The following is a 21,149-nucleotide window of genomic DNA, read 5'->3' as shown; positions in this document are numbered from 1 at the left end:
TAGGGAAATAAAAATTATAGGGAAATAATATGACCCCAGAGTCTATAACTTCTATATTTAGCGAAGGTGTGTATTTGATGTTGTTATTGATCATGGTACTCATTCTTCCTGGCTTGATTGTTGGTGTGATTGTTTCGATGTTTCAGGCAGCGACACAGATTAATGAAACGAGTTTAAGCTTTATACCTAAATTATTTATTACTTTTTTAATGCTCGTATTTGCCGGTCCTTGGTTATTGAAGACTATGGTGAATTACACTGATTCTTTAATTACCAATATTCCTTATTTAATCGGTTAACTGAATATGAAACTGGATTATCCAACCATAATACATATGATAAGCCAGGTTATTTGGCCAATGGGGCGCATTGGTGGGTTACTGCTTACCGTACCTGTTTTTTCTTCTGTCTTATTACCTGCCCGTATTAAAATTATTTTACTGTTTGTTTTAAGTTGTGTCTGTGCCTTTATGGTTCCGAAAGAGCTTTCTTTTCTGAATTTTAATGGACTGTTCTTAGCTTATATCATTCAGGAAGTACTCTTTGGACTATTAATGGGATTTGTTTTGCAGCTTGTGTTTCAGGTTTTTGTTTTGGGCGGACAAATTATTGCAATGCAGGCAGGTCTTGGTTTTGCGGTGATGGTGGATCCTGCAAGCCGGGCAAGTGTTCCCTTGGTTAGTCAGTTTTATTCAATGATGATGACCTTAATATTTTTGGCGCTTAATGGACATTTAACTGTTTTTGAAACTTTATTAGATAGTTTTACAGTTATGCCTGTAGGACAGTTATCTGTAACTCAATCGATGGTCTGGAATGTTGTTTTATTTTCGGGATGGATGTTTAAACAGGCACTATTGATTTCAATCCCTGCTTTATTGTCTTTGCTTATTGTGAGCCTTGCATTCGGAATTATGTCTCGAGCAGCCCCACAATTAAACATTTTTTCTCTAGGATTTCCCATTACCTTAATTATGGGGATAGTAGTGATTAAGGTAGGTTTGTCGAGTATTGCGGTACAAATGACAGATCTTATCAAAGAAGGAGTGCGCTTTATGATAGGGATGTTACCCCGATGAGTGATCAAGAACAGGCTCAAGAAAAAACGGAACAGCCCTCGGCCAAGCGCCTTAGAGACGCGCGTAAAAAAGGTCAGGTTGCACGATCAAGGGATTTCAATAGCACAGTAACGTTACTTTTTACGGCGGTAGGATTCCTTATTTTTGGAAAGCAATTGGCGCTGCAATTAGCAGTCATGATGCGCCATGCTTTTGAATTCGACACGCGAGTTATACTTACTTCTGCTGTGGGCGTGGAGCGTTTATATTTTCTAGTTAAGATGGGATTTTGGTCCTTAATGCCTTTGTTGGTGATTATATTTCTCGTTACCCTGGCAGCACCCCTGCTTATGGGAGGCTGGGTGTTTAGTGGCCAAGTGTTACAGCCTAAATTTTCGCGACTCAATTTCTTTCAAGGAATCAAACGTATGGTTTCGTTGAAAGGTTTTGTCGAGATGTTCAAATCATTGTTTAAGTTTCTCTTGGTCGCAGTGGTGGCCATAGTAGTACTTAAAGCACAAATTCCTGCATTACTCAATTTGGCACATGTTCCTATAGAAACAGCGATTAGTACCGGCAGTCTGGTCGTAGTGAAATCTTTTGTATTGATTGCTGCTAGTTTGATTTTGATCGCTGCTTTTGATGTACCTTTTCAATTGTATGAGCATCATAAAAACATGAAAATGACGATGCAAGAATTGCGAGATGAATACAAAGAAATGGAAGGTAAACCCGAAGTAAAAAGCGCTATTCGTCGTGCTCAGCAAGAGATATCGAGACGACGCATGATGAATGAAATACCTAAGGCAAATGTGGTTCTAACAAACCCTACCCATTATGCTGTAGCGATCAGTTATAAAGAAAAGAGCCATAAAGCACCGATAGTTGTGGCAAAGGGTAAAGATTTGATTGCTTTTCAAATAAATAAAATTGCGACATCACATAAAATTCCCATTATTTCAGTACCGCCTTTGGCACGAGCGCTTTATTTTTCTACAAAGTTAAATGCAGAAATACCGAGAGGGCTTTATGTCGCTGTAGCTCAGGTTTTAGCTTATGTATTTCAACTGCGTGACAAGGAACGTTATGACTATAAACCTTCTGTATTACAGAATGTTCCTATTCCAGCAGAGTTAGTGCGTGATGCAGAGGAGGCTGCTAATGAATAAAGCATTACAGTATATGCAATATTGGATGCATCAAGGTTTGGGTACCCCCTTGGTACTAATCATCATGCTCGGCATGATGATGTTACCTATGCCACCATTTTTATTGGATATGTTCTTTACTTTTAATATCGCTTTGTCACTTGTAGTCTTGTTAGCGGTGATTTATAGCGAACGACCTTTGGATTTTGCTGTATTTCCAACCGTTATATTACTCGCAACGTTACTACGTTTGTCGTTAAACGTAGCCTCAACGCGAGTCGTTTTATTAAATGGTCATAAAGGTACTGATGCAGCTGGGCATGTGATTCAATCCTTTGGTGAGGTCGTTATTGGCGGAAACTATGCTGTAGGTCTCGTCGTATTTATGATTTTAGTAGTCATCAATTTTGTTGTAGTAACCAAGGGTGCTGGGCGTGTATCAGAAGTAAGTGCTCGCTTCACTTTAGATTCTTTGCCTGGAAAGCAAATGGCGATCGATGCGGATTTGAATGCCGGTTTAATTAACCAGGAGCAGGCGGTAAAACGTCGATTGGAAGTGGCACAAGAAGCAGATTTCTATGGTTCGATGGATGGTGCTAGCAAATTCGTTCGTGGTGATGCAATTGCCGGGATTTTAATTCTGGTTGTTAACATTATCGGTGGATTGATTATTGGGGTTTTTCAGCATGGGATGAGTATTTCTGATGCATTGCATAACTATATTTTATTAACTATAGGTGATGGTTTGGTAGCGCAAGTACCCTCGTTAGTTTTATCAACCGCAGCGGCCATCATTGTTACTCGAGTTTCAAGTGCACAAAATATGGGACATGCGGTGATTTCTCAGTTACTTGCTAATCCACGTTCATTAATTATTGCATCAGGTATTATTGGATTGATTGGTATTATTCCTGGAATGCCTCATGTAGCATTTATTCTCCTTTCTGCTGGTTTAGCAGGAATTGCTTATTTGTTTCTTCAGCAAGATAAAGCAAAACAGAAAGAACAGATTAACCAGGAAAATGAATCTCTGGCAGTTCAAAATCCAAATATCTCCACGGAATTGTCATGGGATGATGTGAATCCTGTTGATGTAATAAGTCTTGAAGTAGGATATCGCTTAATTCCTTTAGTGGATCAAGCACAAGGAGGACTTTTACTTGCTCGAATTAAAGGGGTGCGAAAGAAAATATCACAAGAATTGGGTTTTCTAATTCCTTCAGTACATGTCCGTGATAATTTGGATTTAAAACCTAACCATTATCGAATTAGTTTGGCAGGGGTAGTAATGGGGGAAGCGGCGATTCATCTTGATCGTTGCTTGGCTATAAATCCTGGGCAAATTTTTGGCGAAATTGAGGGGATAAGAACTCGTGATCCAGCTTTTGGTATGGAAGCCGTTTGGATTAATGAAAGTCAAAGAGAGCAAGCACATACCTTAGGTTATACGGTGGTCGACTCTTCGACGGTTGTTGCCACACATTTAAGCCAAATATTAGAGCAAAACAGCCAGCAATTGTTAGGTTATGAAGAAACTCAACAGCTTTTAGACAAGCTTGCAGTTAGCTCACCTAAACTAGTGAAAGAATTAGTACCCGATGGTCTTTCTTTAGGAATGGTTAGTAAAGTGTTACAAGGTTTATTAACGGAGCATATCCCTCTAACAGATATTCGCACTATAGTCGAAACTTTGGCGGAATTAGCGCCAAAATCTAAGGATACGGAGTATTTAATCAGTCAAGTCCGTATTGCTTTATCTCGATTAATTACCCAAAAAATCAGTGGTGTTCATGAGGAGCTACCAATTATTACGTTAAAACCTGAGTTGGAACAATTATTGCAAAACATTATTCAAAGTAGTGGATCTGGAGGCGTAAATTTCGAGCCTGGAATGGCAGATAAAATACAACATTCTTTGACACAATTAGCAATGCAACAACAGGCGAAACAAGAAAGTTCAGTATTAGTAGTACAGCCAGGAATTCGAGCAGTATTGGCACGATTTGTGCGTAATATATCTCATGACTTTCATGTTTTGTCTTATCAGGAGATCCCTGATAATAAACAAATAAGAATAGTAGGCACAGTAGGATAAAAATGATAACTGAAGACAAACTTCTCAGTTTTCTTACAAGCGAGCTACAATTTCTAAAGAGGCATTGCGTGAATAGTGACAAATTTCTTCATAAGCAGGAGGCTTTATGAAATTAAAACGTTTTGTTGCGGCCGATACACGCAGCGCTATGAAACAAATTAAAGAGACACTTGGTGCCGATGCCGTCATTTTGTCCAGCCATCATATTGATGGTGGTGTAGAAGTCGTGGCTGCAATTGATTTTGATGAAACAATTCTTTCAACTTCAGCAGCAGTGGCATGTGCTGAGCCAACCAGTCAGACTAATAAATTTCAAATGCAAACACCGCTTGATGATATGCGTCAGGAAATTCAAACACTAAGAGGTATGCTTGAAGCACAATTAAGAGGAAATGTTGGAGTCTATGAACCTTTACATACTATTTTGCTCCAAAAACTTTTGTATCTAGGGGTAAGCCACACCACCGCTGCGACTTGGGCGTGTTCTGTGCGCTCTGATTTAAATCAACAAAGAGGCTGGGAATCTGTATTGAATCTTATTTCGGATCAATTAGCCATTTGTGATACACGTCGAATAGAAGAGGGTGGGGTTTATGCTTTTGTTGGACCAACTGGTGTTGGAAAAACGACAACGTTGGCTAAAATTGCAGCGAGATTTGCTTTGAGGTTTGGAGCAGATAAGTTAGGTCTAGTCACAATGGATACTTATCGAATAGCGGCACAAGAACAACTCATGATGTATGGAAAAATCTTGGGGGTTAAGGTGTGTGTTGCTCAAGATGAGGTTTCTTTGGCACGCGTGTTACGGCAATTAAATGATAAAAAATTAATTTTGATTGATACAGCGGGAATGAATCCAGCAGATGAGCGAGTTGTAAAACAAATGCATGTATTAGGCACTTATTTGCAATCGATTTCCAAGGTTTTGGTTTTACCTGCAACAAGTCATTACCAAGTGTTAATTGATGCTATAAGACGTTATGAAGCAAATCAAATTGATCAGTGTATTTTGACAAAACTGGACGAGTCGCTCGCTGTGGGTGGTGCACTAAGTGCACTTATTGAGTCGGGTTTAGGTGTGAGCTATTTGACGCACGGGCAACGTGTACCTGAAGACATTAAAATGGCAACACGCCATCAGCTTGTTGAATTATTTGCTGAACAGGAAGCACAACTGTTTCGGACAGATAATGTTAGGAAAGCACATCAAAGTGCTGGGAGAGAATATCATGTCTAAAGTGAGACGAAATATAAGTGATCAAGCTTCAGGTCTGAGAAGTCTATCGCGTGCGAAGCCGATCAAGGTAATTGCAGTCTCTGCCGGAAAGGGCGGGGTTGGCAAGAGCAATGTTTCTGTTAATTTGGCAGTTGGTTTGGCTCAACTCAATAAAAAAGTAATGCTACTTGATGCTGATTTGGGATTGGCAAATATCGATATCATGCTAGGATTACATACTAAATATAATCTGTCGCATGTAACTCAGGGAATTTGTCATTTAAGTGACATTATTTTGCCAGGACCTAATGGTATCAGTGTCATTCCTGCAGCTTCCGGAACCGAGTTTATGACTCAACTCTCTCCAACAGAGTTGGCTGGGATTATTGATGCATTTAATGAGCTTACTGATGATTTGGACTACATGATTATTGATACCGCTGCTGGCATATCTGACACGGTTTTGAGTTTTACTCGTTCATCTCAAGAATTAATTGTAGTTGTATGCGATGAACCTACCTCATTAACCGATGCATATGCTTTAATTAAAGTAATGAGTAAGCGTTATGAATGGACACGTTTTCATATTTTAGCCAATATGGTAAGAAATGAGCGAGATGGACGAGAATTATTTAACAAATTATTTAAAGTTTCCGAGCAATTTCTTGAGGTTCAGCTAGACTATTTAGGAGCAGTTCCTTTTGATGAACACATACACAGGGCAGTGAAAATGCAAAAACCCGTATTAATTGCTTATCCTGATTCTGCCGCTGCACTGGCGATGAGGCAGTTAGCAGACGAAGTATCTGAATGGCCACCTAGTTCTCTACTGGGGGGTAATACCAGTTTCTTTTTAGAGCGTTTAGTCGCGGGTGAATTTTAAGGAGATTAATGTGGATGCTTTGGCTGCCTATAGCAAAGTGAACCAGCAAATTCAAGAAACGCTGGTAAAAACTCACGCCTTGTTGGTTAAGCGCATAGCACATCATTTATTGGGGCGTTTGCCACAAAGCGTACAACTAGATGACTTAATACAAGCGGGAATGCTTGGTTTGCTGGAAGCAACAAGACATTACGACTCTTCCAAGGGGGCTTCATTTGAAACCTATGCGGGGATCCGAATCAGAGGATATATGCTTGATGAAGTAAGGCGTAATGATTGGGTACCTCGTTCGGTGTATCGTAATGCAAGAATGATTTCTGAAGCAGTAAAAATTGTTGAGCATCGATTAGGAAGAGAGGCCAAAGATTCAGAAATAGCAGCTGAACTTGGAATATCACTTAATGAATACCATGAAATGTTACAAGACTCAGTGAGCAGTCATTTATATGGTTTTGAAGATTTGGGTGTTACTGATGATGCTTTACAGGTCGAAGATGGATACGCCTCTACCGAGCCTCATGTTAACGTATTTCATAATGATTTGATGCGACGTTTATCTGAGGTAATTCGTGGATTGCCCCATAAAGAGCGAATGGTGCTCTCTTTATATTACGAACAAGATTTAAACCTAAAAGAAATTGGAGAGGTTATTGGCGTTAGTGAGTCACGTGTTTCACAGATCCTCAGTCAGGCAACACATCGTATTAAATCACGATTACCGGAATAACAAGAATGGATGCTTTAACTTTAATAGGGATGTTAACCAGTTTTTTAGCTATTACTTTAGGTCAAATGTTAGAGGGTGGAAGCATGCAGACCCTACTGAACTTTTCTGCATTGCTCATTGTGCTGGGAGGAACTATCGGTGCTGTTATGGTGCAAACACCACTAAGTACCTTTAAACGTGCATTTAAAATCTTGCCCTGGGTTGTTGTCCCTCCCAAACTCGATTTTGAACCCTGCCGCAACAAGATGTTCGAGCTGGCGCGAAAAGCCCGTCAGCTGGGTTTACTTTCCTTGGAAGAGCATTTAGAAGTTGAAAAAAATCCACTTATTAATAAGGGATTAGAGTTGTTAGTTATTGGTGTAGATAAACTGACGATAAGACAAGTTCTTGAGGATGAGATTGATCGTGTCGAAGCACTTGACTCTCATGCCGCACAGGTTTTTGAAAGTATGGGGGGATACAGTCCAACCATAGGAATTTTGGGTGCGGTATTGGGATTGATTCAAGTGATGCGCCATTTATCAGAGCCAAGCGAATTAGGTTTAGGTATTGCAGTAGCGTTCGTAGCTACTATTTATGGAGTTGGAATGGCTAATCTTATTTTTTTACCGGTGGCGAATAAATTAAAAAGTTGTATCGCTCGCCAAGTGCATTATGACGAAATGATTGTAGAAGGGGTAGTTGCCATCGCATCCGGAGAAAGTCCAGGAATTTTGCTGTTAAAACTTAATAATTTTGGCCAACAGAAGAAAGATGAAACAAAGAAAAAAAAGAAATGAACAGCAGAACGATCATCATCGTTGGGTTGTCTCTTATGCAGATTTTATTACCTTGCTATTTGCATTCTTTGTAGTGATGTATGCTATCTCCTCCGTAAATATTTCAAAGTACAAATCCCTTTCAGAGGGAATGAAATCAGCGTTCAATAAAAAAGATGAGGCTCGGGCACTCACATCAACGAAAAGTATAAAAGACGGACCGCAAACCAAACAATTTAAAGGACCTTTTAATGATGGACTTGATGAATTAAATCAATCATTGGCTGATTTGGAAGATGGAAATTACAAGATCAATCGACAAGAAGGTTGGGTTGAATTGGATATTAACTCAGGTGCTTTATTTGACTCAGGTGAATCAGATTTAAAACCAGAAGCTTTTGTTAAATTAATGCGATTAGCCACAAAAATTAAAAAATCATCTTCTATTGTTGCCGTAGAGGGCTATACAGACAATATTCCTATAGAGACGCCACAATTTCCCTCAAATTGGGAGCTTTCAGCTATGCGTGCAGCAGTTGTTGGGCGTATTCTAAATTCCTTTGGAATTGAAACACAGCGCATTTTAGTGACGGGTTATGGAGAACAATATCCGGTTGCTGATAATGTTACAGAACAAGGGCGAGCTGCAAATCGTAGGGTGACAATCATAATTGCGTTAAATCGTAATATTCCTCGTCTTTTAAATCCATCGCTAAGTCAACCAGCAGCCCATCGTGTAGTCATCGGGGATAAGGATATAAAATGATAACTTTTCTTTTAAGTTTAAATGTGCTTATTTTTGTATTCGTACTGAATTACTTATTTAATCAGCGGAAGAAATTAATTGATTTTCAAGAAAAATTGGATATCCAGCAAAAATTAATAGAGCAAATCACAAAAGATCATCCTGTGTTGATTCATGCTGATTTATTATTTTCTAAACAATTAAAAGAGATAAATACTCAATTGATTAGTATGGATAATCAAATCCAGGATTTGGAAAATAAACGAGCTAATGATGGCGGATATCGCCATGCTTTGCGTATTTTAGAAATGGGGGGTAATCGAGATGAAATTGTTGAAAGTTGTCATTTATCTCCTGCAGAAGCTGATTTATTAATGAACTTGCAAGCCTATCGGACCGCAATGAAGACTTCATAGTCTGTTTTTTTGCCTACTTTCACGGTAAAATCGCAAACTTATTTTTTTACATAGTCGCGCTTTAGTTGAATTTAGCTCGAGTGCAGCGTAGTCACTCTGCTTTTAAGTTAAGCGAAATTCCCTTCTCCCCAAAAGGGAGAAAGTGCTCGTTAGGACGGATGAGGATATTTATTAGCTCATTCTCCCCCTAACCCCCCTCCCAGTAATGGGAGAGGGGAGTTTATTACTAACTTAAAAGCAGAGTGACTACGCTGCATCCAGACTACATTGAGATTAGGGCTGGGATCTAATTACTAATTTTAAAGAGACACTTATGTTAGAAGTAAACCAAATTAATCTTAATCTGGTGGATCTTATTAAGCGAGTAGACGCGCTTAGGGGGTATCTTTGACTTTGACGCTAAGAATGAGCGTTTAGAAGAAGTCGTTCGAGAATTGGAGTCATCTACAGTTTGGGATAATCCGGAGGTTGCTCAAGCCCTGGGTCGTGAACGAACACAGTTGGAAGCAGTTGTTTCAACTTTAACTCAATTAGGTCAATCCATTACTGATTTAAATGAATTATTTGAAATCGCGCGTGAAGAAGGCGACGAACAAACCATTAATGAAATTGGTGAAGAGTTAATTTCTATTGAGAAAAAAGTCGCTGATTTAGAGTTTCGTCGGATGTTTTCTGGGAAAATGGATGACTCAAATGCTTACTTAGATATTCAATCAGGTTCTGGTGGTACTGAAGCTCAGGATTGGGCCGAGATGTTATTGCGTATGTACTTACGTTGGGGTGAGCAACATGGATTTACTACGGAGCTGATTGAGTGTTCTCCGGGTGAAGTTGCTGGTATTAAAAGTGCTACTATTTATTTTAAGGGAGAGTATGCTTTTGGATGGTTGCGTACAGAAAGCGGAGTGCACCGTTTAGTGCGAAAATCTCCTTTTGATTCAGGAAATCGACGACATACTTCTTTTGCAGCAGTATTTGTTTCACCTGAAATCGATGATGATATTGATATAGAAATTAATCCTGCTGATTTACGTATTGATACGTACAGGGCTTCCGGGGCCGGAGGGCAGCATGTTAACCGAACTGACTCAGCAGTGCGTATTACTCATGCACCAAGTGGAATTGTAGTACAATGTCAGAATGATAGAAGTCAGCATCGTAATAAAGATCAGGCAATGAAACAGCTGCGTGCTAAGTTGTATGAGCTGGAAATGCAAAAGAAAAATGCAGAGCAGCAAGCGTTAGAAGCCAGTAAATCAGATATAGGTTGGGGATCCCAAATTCGTTCATACGTTTTGGATCAATCTCGTATTAAAGATCTGCGAACCAGTGTTGAAACAAGCAATACACAAGCAGTTTTGGATGGGGCGTTGGATCAATTTATTGAAGCCAGTTTAAAGGCAGGAGTAGGGCAGCATGAGTGAAGAACATATTGAACATATAGATGAAAGCGAAGTTTATTATATTCGTAAACAAAAATTGGCTGAATTACGTACAAAAGGTTTTAATTTTCCAAACCAATTTCGTCGTGAAAATTTAGCTCAAGAAGTCATAAAACATTATGACTCATTAGATAAAGAAACTTTAGCACAACAACATATTAAGGTTACTGTTGCCGGCCGCATCGTATTGAGGCGTATTATGGGCAAGGCCAGTTTTTTCCATATTCAAGATTTTTCTGGACGGATTCAAGTATATATCCGAGCTAATGATCTTCCCGAGCAATATGAGGAATTCAAGCATTGGGATTTAGGTGATATTGTTGGGGTTCAAGGTGAGTTATTCAAGACAAATACGGGTGAGCTTACCGTAAATGCGGAGCATATTGAGTTATTGACGAAATCATTGCGCCCCTTACCTGATAAATTTCATGGGTTAGCCGACCAAGAAGTTAAGTACCGTAAACGCTATGTGGATTTAATTGCTAATGATGAAAGTCGCCTTACATTTTTAACACGTTCGCGATTAATTCAAGCCTTTAGACAATTTATGGATCAACACTATTTTCTGGAAGTAGAAACACCCATGATGCATCCCATCCCGGGTGGGGCTATGGCACGTCCTTTTGTTACGCACCATCATACTTTGGATATGACCATGTATTTGCGCATCGCGCCTGAGCTTTATTTAAAACGTCTCGTTGTAGGCGGATTTGAGCGCGTTTATGAAATTAATCGTAATTTCCGTAATGAAGGAATTTCAACGCGTCATAATCCAGAATTTACTATGGTTGAATTTTACCAAGCCTATGCAGACTATCAAGACTTGATGAATTTTACCGAGGAATTATTGCGTTACCTCTGTGATACGGTTATGGAAAAACGGCAGGTGGAGTATCAAGGTCAAATGATTGATTTTAATAAGCCATTTGCACGCATGACGGTTAAAGAAGCAATTTTATATTATCATCCAGAAATCAATGCTCAACAGTTAGAAAGTGTAGCAAGTTGTCGTGAGATATTGCAGAAAAAAGGGTTTCCTTTTAAAGAAACGGATGGCTTAGGCAAACTGCAAATCATATTGTTTGAAGAAACTGTTGAACATCAATTATTTCAGCCTACTTTTATTACGAGTTATCCTACTGAAATTTCTCCTTTGGCACGCCGTAGTGATCATGATTCAGATGTTACGGATCGGTTTGAGTTCTTTATTGCTGGTCGAGAAATTGCTAATGGATTTTCTGAGTTAAATGATGCAGAAGATCAGGCAGAACGTTTTCGTAAGCAAGTTGAAGAAAAGGATGCAGGTGATCTAGAGGCTATGCACTTTGATAGTGACTACATCGAAGCACTGGAATATGGATTGCCTCCTACAGCAGGAGAGGGTATAGGTATTGATCGCTTGGTCATGTTGTTTACCAACTCTCAGTCAATTCGAGACGTTATTTTGTTCCCACATTTGCGCCAATAATAAGAGCAATATACCAGAGATATAGCCTGACTATCGTGGAACCATAACCCAGTTTTTTGTGACGATCACAAACACCGGTATGGTTTCGCGATAGCCGGGCTATGTTTTAAGAATTCATATTGGGTATTGAGCCCAATCTAAGGAATAATAATAATTTATCAGGTGGCTTATGTTTGTTACTCACTTCCAGAAGGCGATTACATACATTAGAGAAACTCAGGAAATAGCTTTATTTGCTACAATGGCTGATGCAAGACTATCAGCGGCATTTAGTGCATCCCCTTTGTTTTATATCATTTTGCCTTTTATTGGTTTCTTATTGACGGTAAATGCCTTAATTAATGGATTCCAACTTGCAAAAGCCAGCAATCGCAATGTTGATCGATGGTTACTTTTTGCTACTTCTGCGATTTGTGCTGCTTTAGCAAGTGTATCACTTTATGGAGCTGCACTATCAAAGATTCTTGGTTTTAGCTTTGCTGCAGGCCCTTGGTTTTTTTTTAGTAGTTTACTTGTGGCATTGACTCATCAGTTCATGATGTTTGGAATCAATTTATATAGAGCCTTTGAATCCCCCAAAGACAGTATTCAACGTATGCATTATATGCAGGCAGCTTTAAGTAACGCCTTTGCCATGGCCTTTTTAGCCTCAGCTTTAGGTGCCGTTGTTTTTGTTTTACTTTTTCCTATGGCTCCAGTTCTAGGTGCTGGATTTTCAATTACTGCAGTATTATTTACTGGTGTTGATTTATTATGGCGTATGGCTCCTTATTCTGTAAAACAACTCATCAAAGGTTGGCTCCACTTGAGCAAGCCAGATGTAACGCAGGATGCAGTGGTGAATCAGGCGGCCATTTTTAACTCTAAAACTAATGAAGAAGAGCCTAAACATCACAGGATGTTTACGTGTTGTGATTACAGTGCAGTGATTCGGAAAATGGATAGTGCAGCAGTTAAAGCTTATCTTTTAGAGCTGATTCAGAACAAATTGAAGCTGTTAGAGTCAAAATTTGATCCTAAAAATGAAAAAATAAATGATAAGATTTCATTATTAAAAACACTATTAAAAGCAATTGAAAATCCTCAAAAAATTTCCAAAAAGAATGTTAGAGCTACATATCCTTTAGCTTTTCAAAGTTTTTGGGCAGACAAAGGCGATGTGGAGCAGATATTGGATGCTGTTATTGCGTTTCAGGATAAGGACCGACTTGAAAAGCATACTCGATTGAGTCTAGACATGGGATAAAAATCTATCAACTGAGTGAAGTTGATTGCAATATAAAAGTTTCACTCTTAATCGAGTAAGAAGTGGGGAGGGCAGAAAGTAGATTGTTCCATGGTTATCCTATAATTTTATCTCACCTTGCTATGGTCTATATTAATCGATATATATTTACAAAATGATCCATCAATGTGTTGTGAAGAGATTTTTCTAAATTATGATGAGAGTAATCTACTCTAAATAAATATAAATTATTAGGTTAAAAGATATGGTTTGGGAAAACACCCTAAAAAAAATCAGCAATAAAACAGCTTTGAAAGCCGCTTTGCAATGGGTAGATAATCCAGTTAATTTACAACTGGTTAACAACCAAATCAATTGTGTTTATCGTTTTGAGTCTGAGGGTAAAGGATTCTATTTACGCATAACGCATGAGAAAATTCGGCCACAAAAAGAATTAATTGCTGCCATCGATTTTCAGCAACATTTGTTTCAAATGGATGCGCCAGTTTGTGACGTGCTTATATCGAAAAATGGATGTTATATTGAAACTGTAGTGCAAGAAGAACTCCATTTTTTAACCCAGGTATGTTCTGAAGTACCGGGAACTATTATGCATTTTGGATATCAGGATAAAAATGTATACGTACACTGGGGGCAAGCATTGGCTCGTTTACATCGTGCTGCAGGAAGTTATCAAGCGGATGGCCATCATTTTAGAAGCTGGAACGATTTATGGAACGAAACGGCAGACTACCTTGCTCATGAGGATTCTGCTATTCAGGATTTATTCCACACCATTGATGAGCACTTCAAAGTTTTTACAATAAATAACATTAATTTTGGTTTGACACACGGGGATCATCGTCCAGGAAATGTGCTGTTTGACGGCAAACTAATTCACTTTATTGACTTTGATGAACCGGTTTATCATTGGTTTATGGCTGATATTGCCAAACCTTTTTTAGATTTATGCGGCAGTCCATATTCCGAATGGGCCACGAAATTTGCCTGGATGATAGAGGGATATCAGCGTATTTTAGCTATTGATGAACAGTTATTACATGCGATCAATGATTTTAGCCAAATGAAAAGCCTGGATATCTATCTTTGGTGTAAAAATAATTGGCATGAACCTACAGCACCAGGTGGAAAACCAAGGGAACAGTGGCTTAATGAGTTAAGGCATATGGCATTTACACCACTATTTCAATTTTAAACTACATGGCTTCCCAAGAAGAATTAATTAATAAGCCTGGGTACAGTGCAGCGAAGCCTAGGATCTAAGAGGATATTTTTAAGCTACCATTATCTATGGATGTGAACCATAATAGCCTTCGAGCCAAGCCAGTTGTCCGCAAGCACATATTCAAACATCACCTTATTGGTAATGGCCTGGGCAATATATTGATTTATGTGTTCGTATTGAAGTTCCTTTAGATGTTTCTTTGTGCTGAAGAGTGTTACGAGATTTTAAAGAGGAAAAAAGAGGGAAAAGGAGCTTATGAACGAGTTGGAGTTTTATTTAGAAAAAGTGAGGCCTTTATTTTCTTTAGTCAAAGGAAAAGCAGATAATGCAATCAAATCCTATTATTGAACTGAATCTTTGGTTGGCAAGAGAACGGGAGACTGGGGCACCTAACCCAAGTCACGCTGTTTTATCGTCTATTTCATTAGATGGTGTCCCGCATAGCCGAGTCGTTGCTGTTCGTGAAATTTCAGATGAAGGGATTTTATTTTTTACGCAAAAAAGGACTCGTAAGGTAAATGAATTAAAAAACAATCCTCGAGTAAGTCTTGTTTTTTGGCTGGAGCTTTTGCAGCGAGAAGTGATTATTGAAGGTAACGCTCTATTTCTAAATCATGCTGAGAATAAAAAATATTGGGATAATTATCCTCAATGGGCTCAAATTCGCTTTTTAAGCTATGCTCCGAATTCAATGCAATTAATTGAGAGTAAAGAATTTCTCGAAAAAAAACGTCAGAAGTTAGAGGAGTCATTTTTGAATAAACTAATCCCTCTAAGCCCTGAATATTGCGGTTTCCGTATCAAGCCGGAACGCATGGTATTCTATGCATACCGGCAAGATGAACTGTCCGATGTTTGGGAGTATGTTTTAAAAAATAATGAATGGAATTTACAACGTTTATCGCCCTAAAAATATCTGAGTAAAGTGGATGCATAAACGAATTCAATTATTCTTTACACTAAGTGTAAAAATTTACCGTTAGCAATAGAAGACAATAGTTGGTTTTTATTACTCCTACCTCCAATAAGTCACACATTTTGATATTTATTTGATCTCATGGGGCGTTCTCAACTACACTTTCCCAGTTTTTATAATTTAAGGAAGAGCATTATGAAAAAACATCCTGAAAGCAAATCCCTGCCGTCATCTCCGCGCAAGTATGAACCGCCCAAGCCTCCTAAAAGCAAATCTGGACCAGCATCTCCGCGAGAAATTAATGTGCCTGATTCTCAAGGGGAAATAAGGGTAGGGGACCCTCCGTTTACTGACAAATCAAGTAATGAGAAGAACGGGCACACAGAGACGCCCACAGGCAAAGGTTCAATTACCCAAGCTTTAAAGTTTTTCCGAAGTGGAAAATCCACATCCTTCCCAATCCTACCAACCGCTCCAGCGACTCCACCTGCAACTCCTCGAGCAACTTCTTCTAATGCGCCACCAGGTATTTCTCTAGCACTAAGTAGTGAAACTATAAAAATCAAGAAAAAAACTGCTAAAGTTGCAGAAGCCAAAGAAGCAGAAGAACCAATATTAAAAAGAGCTGAATCTCATAGAACTATGTTTGGTGTGCTTTGTCTGGATAATTTAATTTCTGAAACAAAGCATCCAGAATTATATCGTCGAACGATTGCATGTACTGTTTTGGCGCAACATTATAATACCTATATCGACTTGCTGGTTAAGTCCAAGTGGCATACAGCAGGCAGTTTAAAGTCTCTTCACACTGAAAAAGCGCAAAAGCTGCTTCAACACACGCAAGGAGAGCAGGTTAAACTAATGAAAGAGCTTTGCCAAATCCTAGATAAAGCATTAACTGTTTATTTAATAGAGACAAGTGATGACGCAGGACAAGTTGATAAACTCTGTGAATTCCTAAGAGAACGCATCGATGCAGTAATGGGGATCACCCAATTTGATAATTACCCATTTGTTAAGGGGCTTTCTTATAAAGACAAACGTCATTTTTTTCCTAAAGAGATAAATTGTAATTTAATGACGATGAAGAGGATACAAAAGAAAGAGTATGAATTAAGAGCTGAAATTCAAACAGCGGCTTTGGACTTCTTGCAAACAGAAAAATTTAATGAACCACTGGCAATAGTTTTGCCGTTTTTGGCGCATTATGTGAACGTTTATCATGGGCGAGAATACGGTGAAACCTTAGAAAAATTAGGTCATACAATAGTTCAAGTATATGGTTATCTGGAAGAATTGCGAATCATGGAAGCTAATTTTGATTCTGCTATTAAAAATAAGTTTACTCCTCCAGGATTCATTAGTTTCAACTCCTTGTTACCTGATCATGCTGAATTTCGTAGACTTCTGGTAAGTCAAATAAGTTGGGTCTTAAAACAAAAAAACTCTAAACCTTCATGCAATCCTTCTGAGTCAGATTTTTTCATTTGTGATGGCAGTGAATTACTTTCAGCAATAAAGATGGAAATTTCTTCTTTTACGAAAGGATTTAAAAAAATATCCAAGGAGGTTCCAAAGGATTTACCAAAATTAGCGAAAAGGTTGGCTGAAAAGATGTTGGAAGCGAATCTAGCATTAGAGTCTGAAGAAACCCACGATAAGGTAGAATCTCGAGCTTTTGGTTATTAACTAATTGATTTAGAGATTAATAATCAGAAGTTATGTGGGTGAAACGAAGTGCGCTAAGTGAACTTAACCAGATGAGTAAATGTCCACTTCGTTTCACCAACTTCAGGAATTAGTTGATATAGCTATACTGTGAAATGAAATTCAGCAGCATTTTGCTCAACTAGCTTGTCATGCGCTTGTACTAGACCATCAACAAAGAATTCTGTTACTTTTTCATAATCATCAGCCGGTAATACTGTTTCAAAATGTTTAAATAATTTTTCGACTATTTCATGGATTTCTAAGCCTCGAAATGAAATATTAGAAGGCGCTTCAGAAGCAAATTGCATTCTTAAGTGGCTAATGAATTTTTCCGGTGGAACATGAAGAAATGAACGAATAAACGGTTTCAAAAGAGGAGAGTAAGTATTTGCTAATAAGCTTTGTTTTTTTAATGCTTCAAGCTCTGATTGTGTTCCTATTCCACAAATAAATAAAAGGAACTGCACCGCGACTTGAGCTACGGGATTGAATTGTTCATCCTTAAATATAGCGCTTTCTTTTTTTAATCCTACGGCGGCTAACAATAATGAGTGAGCGATTTTCTCGAGAGATTTGTCATTTATTTGCTGTTTTGAATAATTGCTATGAAGAGCAAAATATACTTTAGACCATTCTTGAAACTTGTTCAGAAAGGTTTTACTGTCTTCTACAAATCGAGGCAGAGAAGGTTGAGGCATGTATGGAAAAATTATCTCATGCGGCTTATGAACTTCCATCGGGCCTGTATCAGCCACAACAGCGGTTAACGCCGCCAAGTCATCCCACTCAGACCTGGAGTTTCCATTATCTAAATTTATTTGTTGTGATTGTGTTGAACTTACTTGTGTTGATGTACTATTGTTTACTTCGGCGCGCTTCATTTTTTTTCTTTTCGGCGTATCTTGAGTACTTTTCTGCTCAGCAGAGTTACTTTCCGAAATAGTTTCAGAGAAACGACGTTTGGGGGCTTGTTGTGGTAATTTTTTTAATAAATCATTTGCCAGTTCAAGTCCCGTTTCAATAGAATCCAAGAGGTTGTTATTTATTGAGAGTTGAGCTCTAAGAGTCCTATCTTTATATTTACTCTCTAATATTCCTTTAAAATTAGTGTATTCATCAATAATATTTGTTAGTTCTTTTCTTATTAAAGCTGCATTTGGCATATTATTCTTTTCTTCTTTTTCAATATAAAAAAGCCGCATTTCAGCCTTAAGTAATTTAATTTTATGCAACTGAAAGTTGGCTTTCAGTATGTGTCCTGAGTGTATTTCATTCAAATGAGAAGGATGGAGTAATGTATGCGAATGAATAATTTTCTGAAAACAATCATTCGCTTTGTCTAACATAATAAGCGAGTTTTCCAGAGTTGTATTTTCTTTATTTTCATAAGAGTAATGGATATAGCTATAGGCAATAACTAATAGAGCGTCGTTATTTTTTGCATAATCAAAGGCAGACATATTATTATAGAGTTTTTTCAAATAGCGAGCTGGTATTTGTTCAAACAGCTTAATATTTTCAGCTAATAACTGGAATTGATTTGTGTCTGATACATAATCATTAAAATTGGCAAGCACTTTTTTATGTATTTTTGTTAATCTGGACATAGGTACCCTTTAATGTGATTTCATTGTCAATAAATAGCCTGAGGCTTTTTCGAGGGCGAATTATGATAGAGAATGATTAAAAAAACACTAATAAAATGGCATTTTTTTGAAAGAATGCTCAAAAAATGAGTAAAGCAGGTTGAGTTGTAAACACAACCTGCTTCGGTTGTTACATCCCGGAATAATTTGGTCCACCGCCACCTTCTGGGGCATGCCAAACAATATTTTGTCGAGGGTCTTTGATATCACAAGTTTTACAATGAATGCAGTTTTGAGCATTAATTTGTAATTTGGGGCCATGTTCTTCTTCAATAATTTCATAGACCCCTGCAGGACAATATCGACCTTCAGGGAATGCATAGGTTTTTAAATTAATATCTATTGCCGATTGAGGTTTTTTCAATACGAGATGGCAGGGTTGATTTTCTTCATGATAGGTATTTGACAAAAAGACAGATGACAGCCTGTCAAAAGTAAGCACGCCATCGGGTTTGGGATAATCTATTTTCTTTGCTTCATTGGCCGGAAGCAATGCATTGTGATCCGCATGATTTGACAGTGTCCATGGGGAGTATCCACGTGTAATGTATGTTTCAAAAGCCGCATTGAGCAAGCCTGGAATTAAACCGTATTTAAATCCTGGTCTTATATTGCGAACAGCGTAGAGTTCCTTTTCTAGCCAGGATTTTTTGACTTTTTCCGGATAACTAGTTAATTCAAATTGGGCTTCGCTTTCTTGTTGTAGCGCCTCAAAGCATGCTTCTGCTGCAAGCATACCCGATTGCATTGCTGTATGTATTCCTTTGATTTTAGGGACATTAAGGAAGCCTGCGGCATCACCAATTAAAGCGCCACCTGGAAATGTAAGCTTTGGTAAAGATTGCCACCCACCTTCATTAAGCGCACGTGCACCATAACTGATTCGTTCGCCTCCCGTTAAAACAGGTTGAACTAATGGGTGCGTTTTGAAACGTTGAAACTCTGCAAAAGGATTTAACCAGGGATTTTTATAATCCAAACCAACTACAAAACCAATGGCAACACGTTGTTTAGATAAATGATATATAAATGAACCGCCGTAGGTTGCGAAATCCATGGGCCATCCCACAGTATGAATTACTTGTCCGGGTTTATGATGTTCTTCTTTGATCTGCCATATTTCCTTTATCCCCAATCCATAAGTTTGCGGATTTGCTTTATCCCTGAGGTGATAGCGTACCATCAGGCTTTGGCTAAGTTGTCCACGACACCCTTCAGCAAGCAATGTCTGCTTAGCAAGTAAATGCATTCCAGGTTGATAGTTGTTCGTTTTCTCTTTATTTTTATCGAGGCCTACATTCCCGGTTGCAACGCCAATAACTTGATTTTTATCGTTATAAAGGGCCTTAACTGCAGCAAAGCCAGGATAAATTTCGCAACCCAGAGATTCTGCTTGTTGGGCAAGAAACATGCAAAGCTCGCCCAGACTAATAATATAATTACCTTTATTATGCATGGGTTTGGGGGTGGGAAGTTTATAGAAATTTTTTTGAGTTAAAAAATAGAATAAATCTTCAGTTACCGCAGTATCAAGAGGCGCATCTTGCCAGGTATCAGGGAGTAGTTCTTTAAGGCTTTTCGGCTCCAGAACCGCTCCAGAAAGAATATGAGCACCAACTTGAGCTCCTTTTTCTAAGATACAAACAGATAATTCTTTTTTTGCAGCCAAAGCCAGCTGCTTCAATTTAATCGCGGCAGATAACCCCGCCGGTCCAGCACCGACGATGATTACATCAAATTCCATGGTCTCGTGTTCCACACGCGCTCCTAACTGTGATTATAAAAAGATAAAATAATCGCTTTTCCAGGCGCTAATATCAAGATTTATATTGAAAATTATGTTTTGGAGCCTGAGTGAAGCGTATCAGAGCGCGGCATCGATTATATTACTTTCTTGGGTTCCGCCATATAGCTTAAAATGAATTGCTAAATTGATAATTGTCATCACAGCCACCAGTTGTTGCTGAAATAGCGGTGGCACTGAAACGAGTACAAGGTGAGATAATGCTGTGTGGAATGCTGAGAAGAGTCAACAACAGACCTGCTGCAGTTCCAAGAAGCGTTAAACCCGTTAGTGCAAGACTGTTTGTGGCTCCCTCTAATGCTATATTACGATATTCTGCATTCATCATTACAATCGATAAAAGACCGAGTAACATGAATCCTACGAAGTAACACGCAGCAACAACTGCAGTAATTGCCATAAAAGCCGTACCAAGTGTAGATATTAAAGGATACCAGATTGGCGCCAACAATTCGCCTGCAAACTCCTGGCCATCTCGGTATGGAGTAAAAAAACCGGGGCGCTCTCGATATTTGCTCATCGTTCGCTCAATGATTCCCGAAAGATAGTTTTCATCTCCTTCTTCATTTTTTAAATCGAGTATTTCACTAATTTCATCCCAGCCAATTAAATTTAACATAAAATCCTCACGGTGATTGAGCTTTGT

Annotated in this window: 19 protein-coding genes; 16 read left to right on the top strand and 3 right to left on the bottom strand. The window is 38.5% G+C overall.

The features are described 5' to 3' along the window. Nucleotides 1-29: 29 nt before the first annotated feature. From fliQ to ELY20_RS03730, 16 genes are all read left to right on the top strand, one after another. Complete coding sequence (fliQ, locus tag ELY20_RS03805; RefSeq protein ID WP_110141513.1) at nt 30-299, top strand: flagellar biosynthesis protein FliQ; 270 nt, start codon at nt 30-32, stop codon at nt 297-299. Nucleotides 300-305: 6 nt separating this feature from the next. Next, on the top strand, nt 306-1,079 hold the full coding sequence (gene fliR, locus ELY20_RS03800; protein WP_110141514.1) for a flagellar biosynthetic protein FliR: 774 nt from the start codon (nt 306-308) through the stop codon (nt 1,077-1,079). Next, a complete protein-coding gene (gene flhB, locus ELY20_RS03795; RefSeq protein ID WP_110141515.1) occupies nt 1,076-2,227 on the top strand; it encodes a flagellar biosynthesis protein FlhB in 1,152 nt (383 codons plus the stop codon). The genes fliR and flhB overlap by 4 nt, the downstream gene beginning before the upstream one ends. Then, complete coding sequence (gene flhA / locus ELY20_RS03790) at nt 2,220-4,301, top strand: flagellar biosynthesis protein FlhA (RefSeq protein ID WP_110141516.1); 2,082 nt, start codon at nt 2,220-2,222, stop codon at nt 4,299-4,301. Before flhB ends, flhA begins: the two co-directional genes overlap by 8 nt. 106 nt (nt 4,302-4,407) lie before the next feature. Further along, entirely contained in the window at nt 4,408-5,538 is a 1,131-nt protein-coding gene (gene flhF, locus ELY20_RS03785) for a flagellar biosynthesis protein FlhF (protein WP_110141517.1), read from the top strand. After that, nucleotides 5,531-6,400: a MinD/ParA family protein gene (locus ELY20_RS03780; protein WP_110141518.1), complete on the top strand. Its 870-nt coding sequence runs from the start codon at nt 5,531-5,533 to the stop codon at nt 6,398-6,400. The genes flhF and ELY20_RS03780 overlap by 8 nt, the downstream gene beginning before the upstream one ends. A 10-nt stretch (nt 6,401-6,410) precedes the next feature. Continuing rightward, nucleotides 6,411-7,127, top strand: coding sequence for an RNA polymerase sigma factor FliA (locus tag ELY20_RS03775; protein WP_110141519.1), 717 nt, complete (start codon nt 6,411-6,413; stop codon nt 7,125-7,127). A gap of 5 nt (nt 7,128-7,132) precedes the next feature. Next, nucleotides 7,133-7,906, top strand: coding sequence for a flagellar motor protein (locus tag ELY20_RS03770; protein ID WP_110141520.1), 774 nt, complete (start codon nt 7,133-7,135; stop codon nt 7,904-7,906). Further along, entirely contained in the window at nt 7,881-8,651 is a 771-nt protein-coding gene (locus tag ELY20_RS03765; protein WP_110141521.1) for a flagellar motor protein MotB, read from the top strand. Before ELY20_RS03770 ends, ELY20_RS03765 begins: the two co-directional genes overlap by 26 nt. Further along, nucleotides 8,648-9,046 carry a DUF2802 domain-containing protein gene (locus ELY20_RS03760; protein ID WP_110141522.1) on the top strand — a complete coding sequence of 133 codons (399 nt, stop codon included), beginning with the start codon at nt 8,648-8,650 and terminating at the stop codon, nt 9,044-9,046. The genes ELY20_RS03765 and ELY20_RS03760 overlap by 4 nt, the downstream gene beginning before the upstream one ends. 313 nt (nt 9,047-9,359) lie before the next feature. Further along, nucleotides 9,360-10,470 (top strand): peptide chain release factor 2 gene (prfB, locus tag ELY20_RS03755; RefSeq protein ID WP_110141523.1). Its coding sequence is split into 2 segments (ribosomal slippage): nt 9,360-9,434 and nt 9,436-10,470, totalling 1,110 coding nucleotides; the frame shifts between segments, so codons are not numbered across the junction. After that, nucleotides 10,463-11,956, top strand: a complete 1,494-nt coding sequence (gene lysS / locus ELY20_RS03750) for a lysine--tRNA ligase (protein WP_110141524.1) — start codon at nt 10,463-10,465, stop codon at nt 11,954-11,956. The genes prfB and lysS overlap by 8 nt, the downstream gene beginning before the upstream one ends. Nucleotides 11,957-12,125: 169 nt before the next feature. Next, a complete protein-coding gene (locus tag ELY20_RS03745) occupies nt 12,126-13,202 on the top strand; it encodes a hypothetical protein (protein ID WP_110141525.1) in 1,077 nt (358 codons plus the stop codon). A gap of 244 nt (nt 13,203-13,446) precedes the next feature. Then, entirely contained in the window at nt 13,447-14,397 is a 951-nt protein-coding gene (locus tag ELY20_RS03740) for a phosphotransferase enzyme family protein (RefSeq protein ID WP_110141526.1), read from the top strand. Between the two features lie 355 nt (nt 14,398-14,752). Beyond that, nucleotides 14,753-15,337, top strand: coding sequence for a pyridoxine/pyridoxamine 5'-phosphate oxidase (locus ELY20_RS03735; protein WP_110141527.1), 585 nt, complete (start codon nt 14,753-14,755; stop codon nt 15,335-15,337). Between the two features lie 201 nt (nt 15,338-15,538). After that, a complete protein-coding gene (locus ELY20_RS03730; RefSeq protein ID WP_110141528.1) occupies nt 15,539-17,032 on the top strand; it encodes a hypothetical protein in 1,494 nt (497 codons plus the stop codon). Between the two features lie 122 nt (nt 17,033-17,154). Here the strand turns inward: ELY20_RS03730 and ELY20_RS03725 are convergent, their stop codons facing one another. The 3 genes from ELY20_RS03725 to ELY20_RS03715 all read right to left on the bottom strand — a co-directional run bounded on the left by ELY20_RS03725 (nt 17,155) and on the right by ELY20_RS03715 (nt 21,122). Beyond that, a complete protein-coding gene (locus ELY20_RS03725) occupies nt 17,155-18,660 on the bottom strand; it encodes a hypothetical protein (protein ID WP_110141529.1) in 1,506 nt (501 codons plus the stop codon). A gap of 169 nt (nt 18,661-18,829) precedes the next feature. After that, nucleotides 18,830-20,458 (bottom strand): electron transfer flavoprotein-ubiquinone oxidoreductase, encoded by a 1,629-nt coding sequence (locus ELY20_RS03720; protein WP_110141530.1) that lies wholly within the window; start codon nt 20,456-20,458, stop codon nt 18,830-18,832. Nucleotides 20,459-20,612: 154 nt separating this feature from the next. Further along, nucleotides 20,613-21,122, bottom strand: a complete 510-nt coding sequence (locus tag ELY20_RS03715; RefSeq protein ID WP_110141531.1) for a hypothetical protein — start codon at nt 21,120-21,122, stop codon at nt 20,613-20,615. Nucleotides 21,123-21,149: the final 27 nt, after the last annotated feature.

It is taken from the genome of Legionella qingyii, from assembly GCF_003990155.1.
In the GTDB taxonomy this organism is placed as follows: Bacteria; Pseudomonadota; Gammaproteobacteria; order Legionellales; family Legionellaceae; genus Legionella; species Legionella qingyii.
Note: the sequence above shows the minus strand (reverse complement) of the source record. Positions and strands in the feature narration are given on the sequence as shown.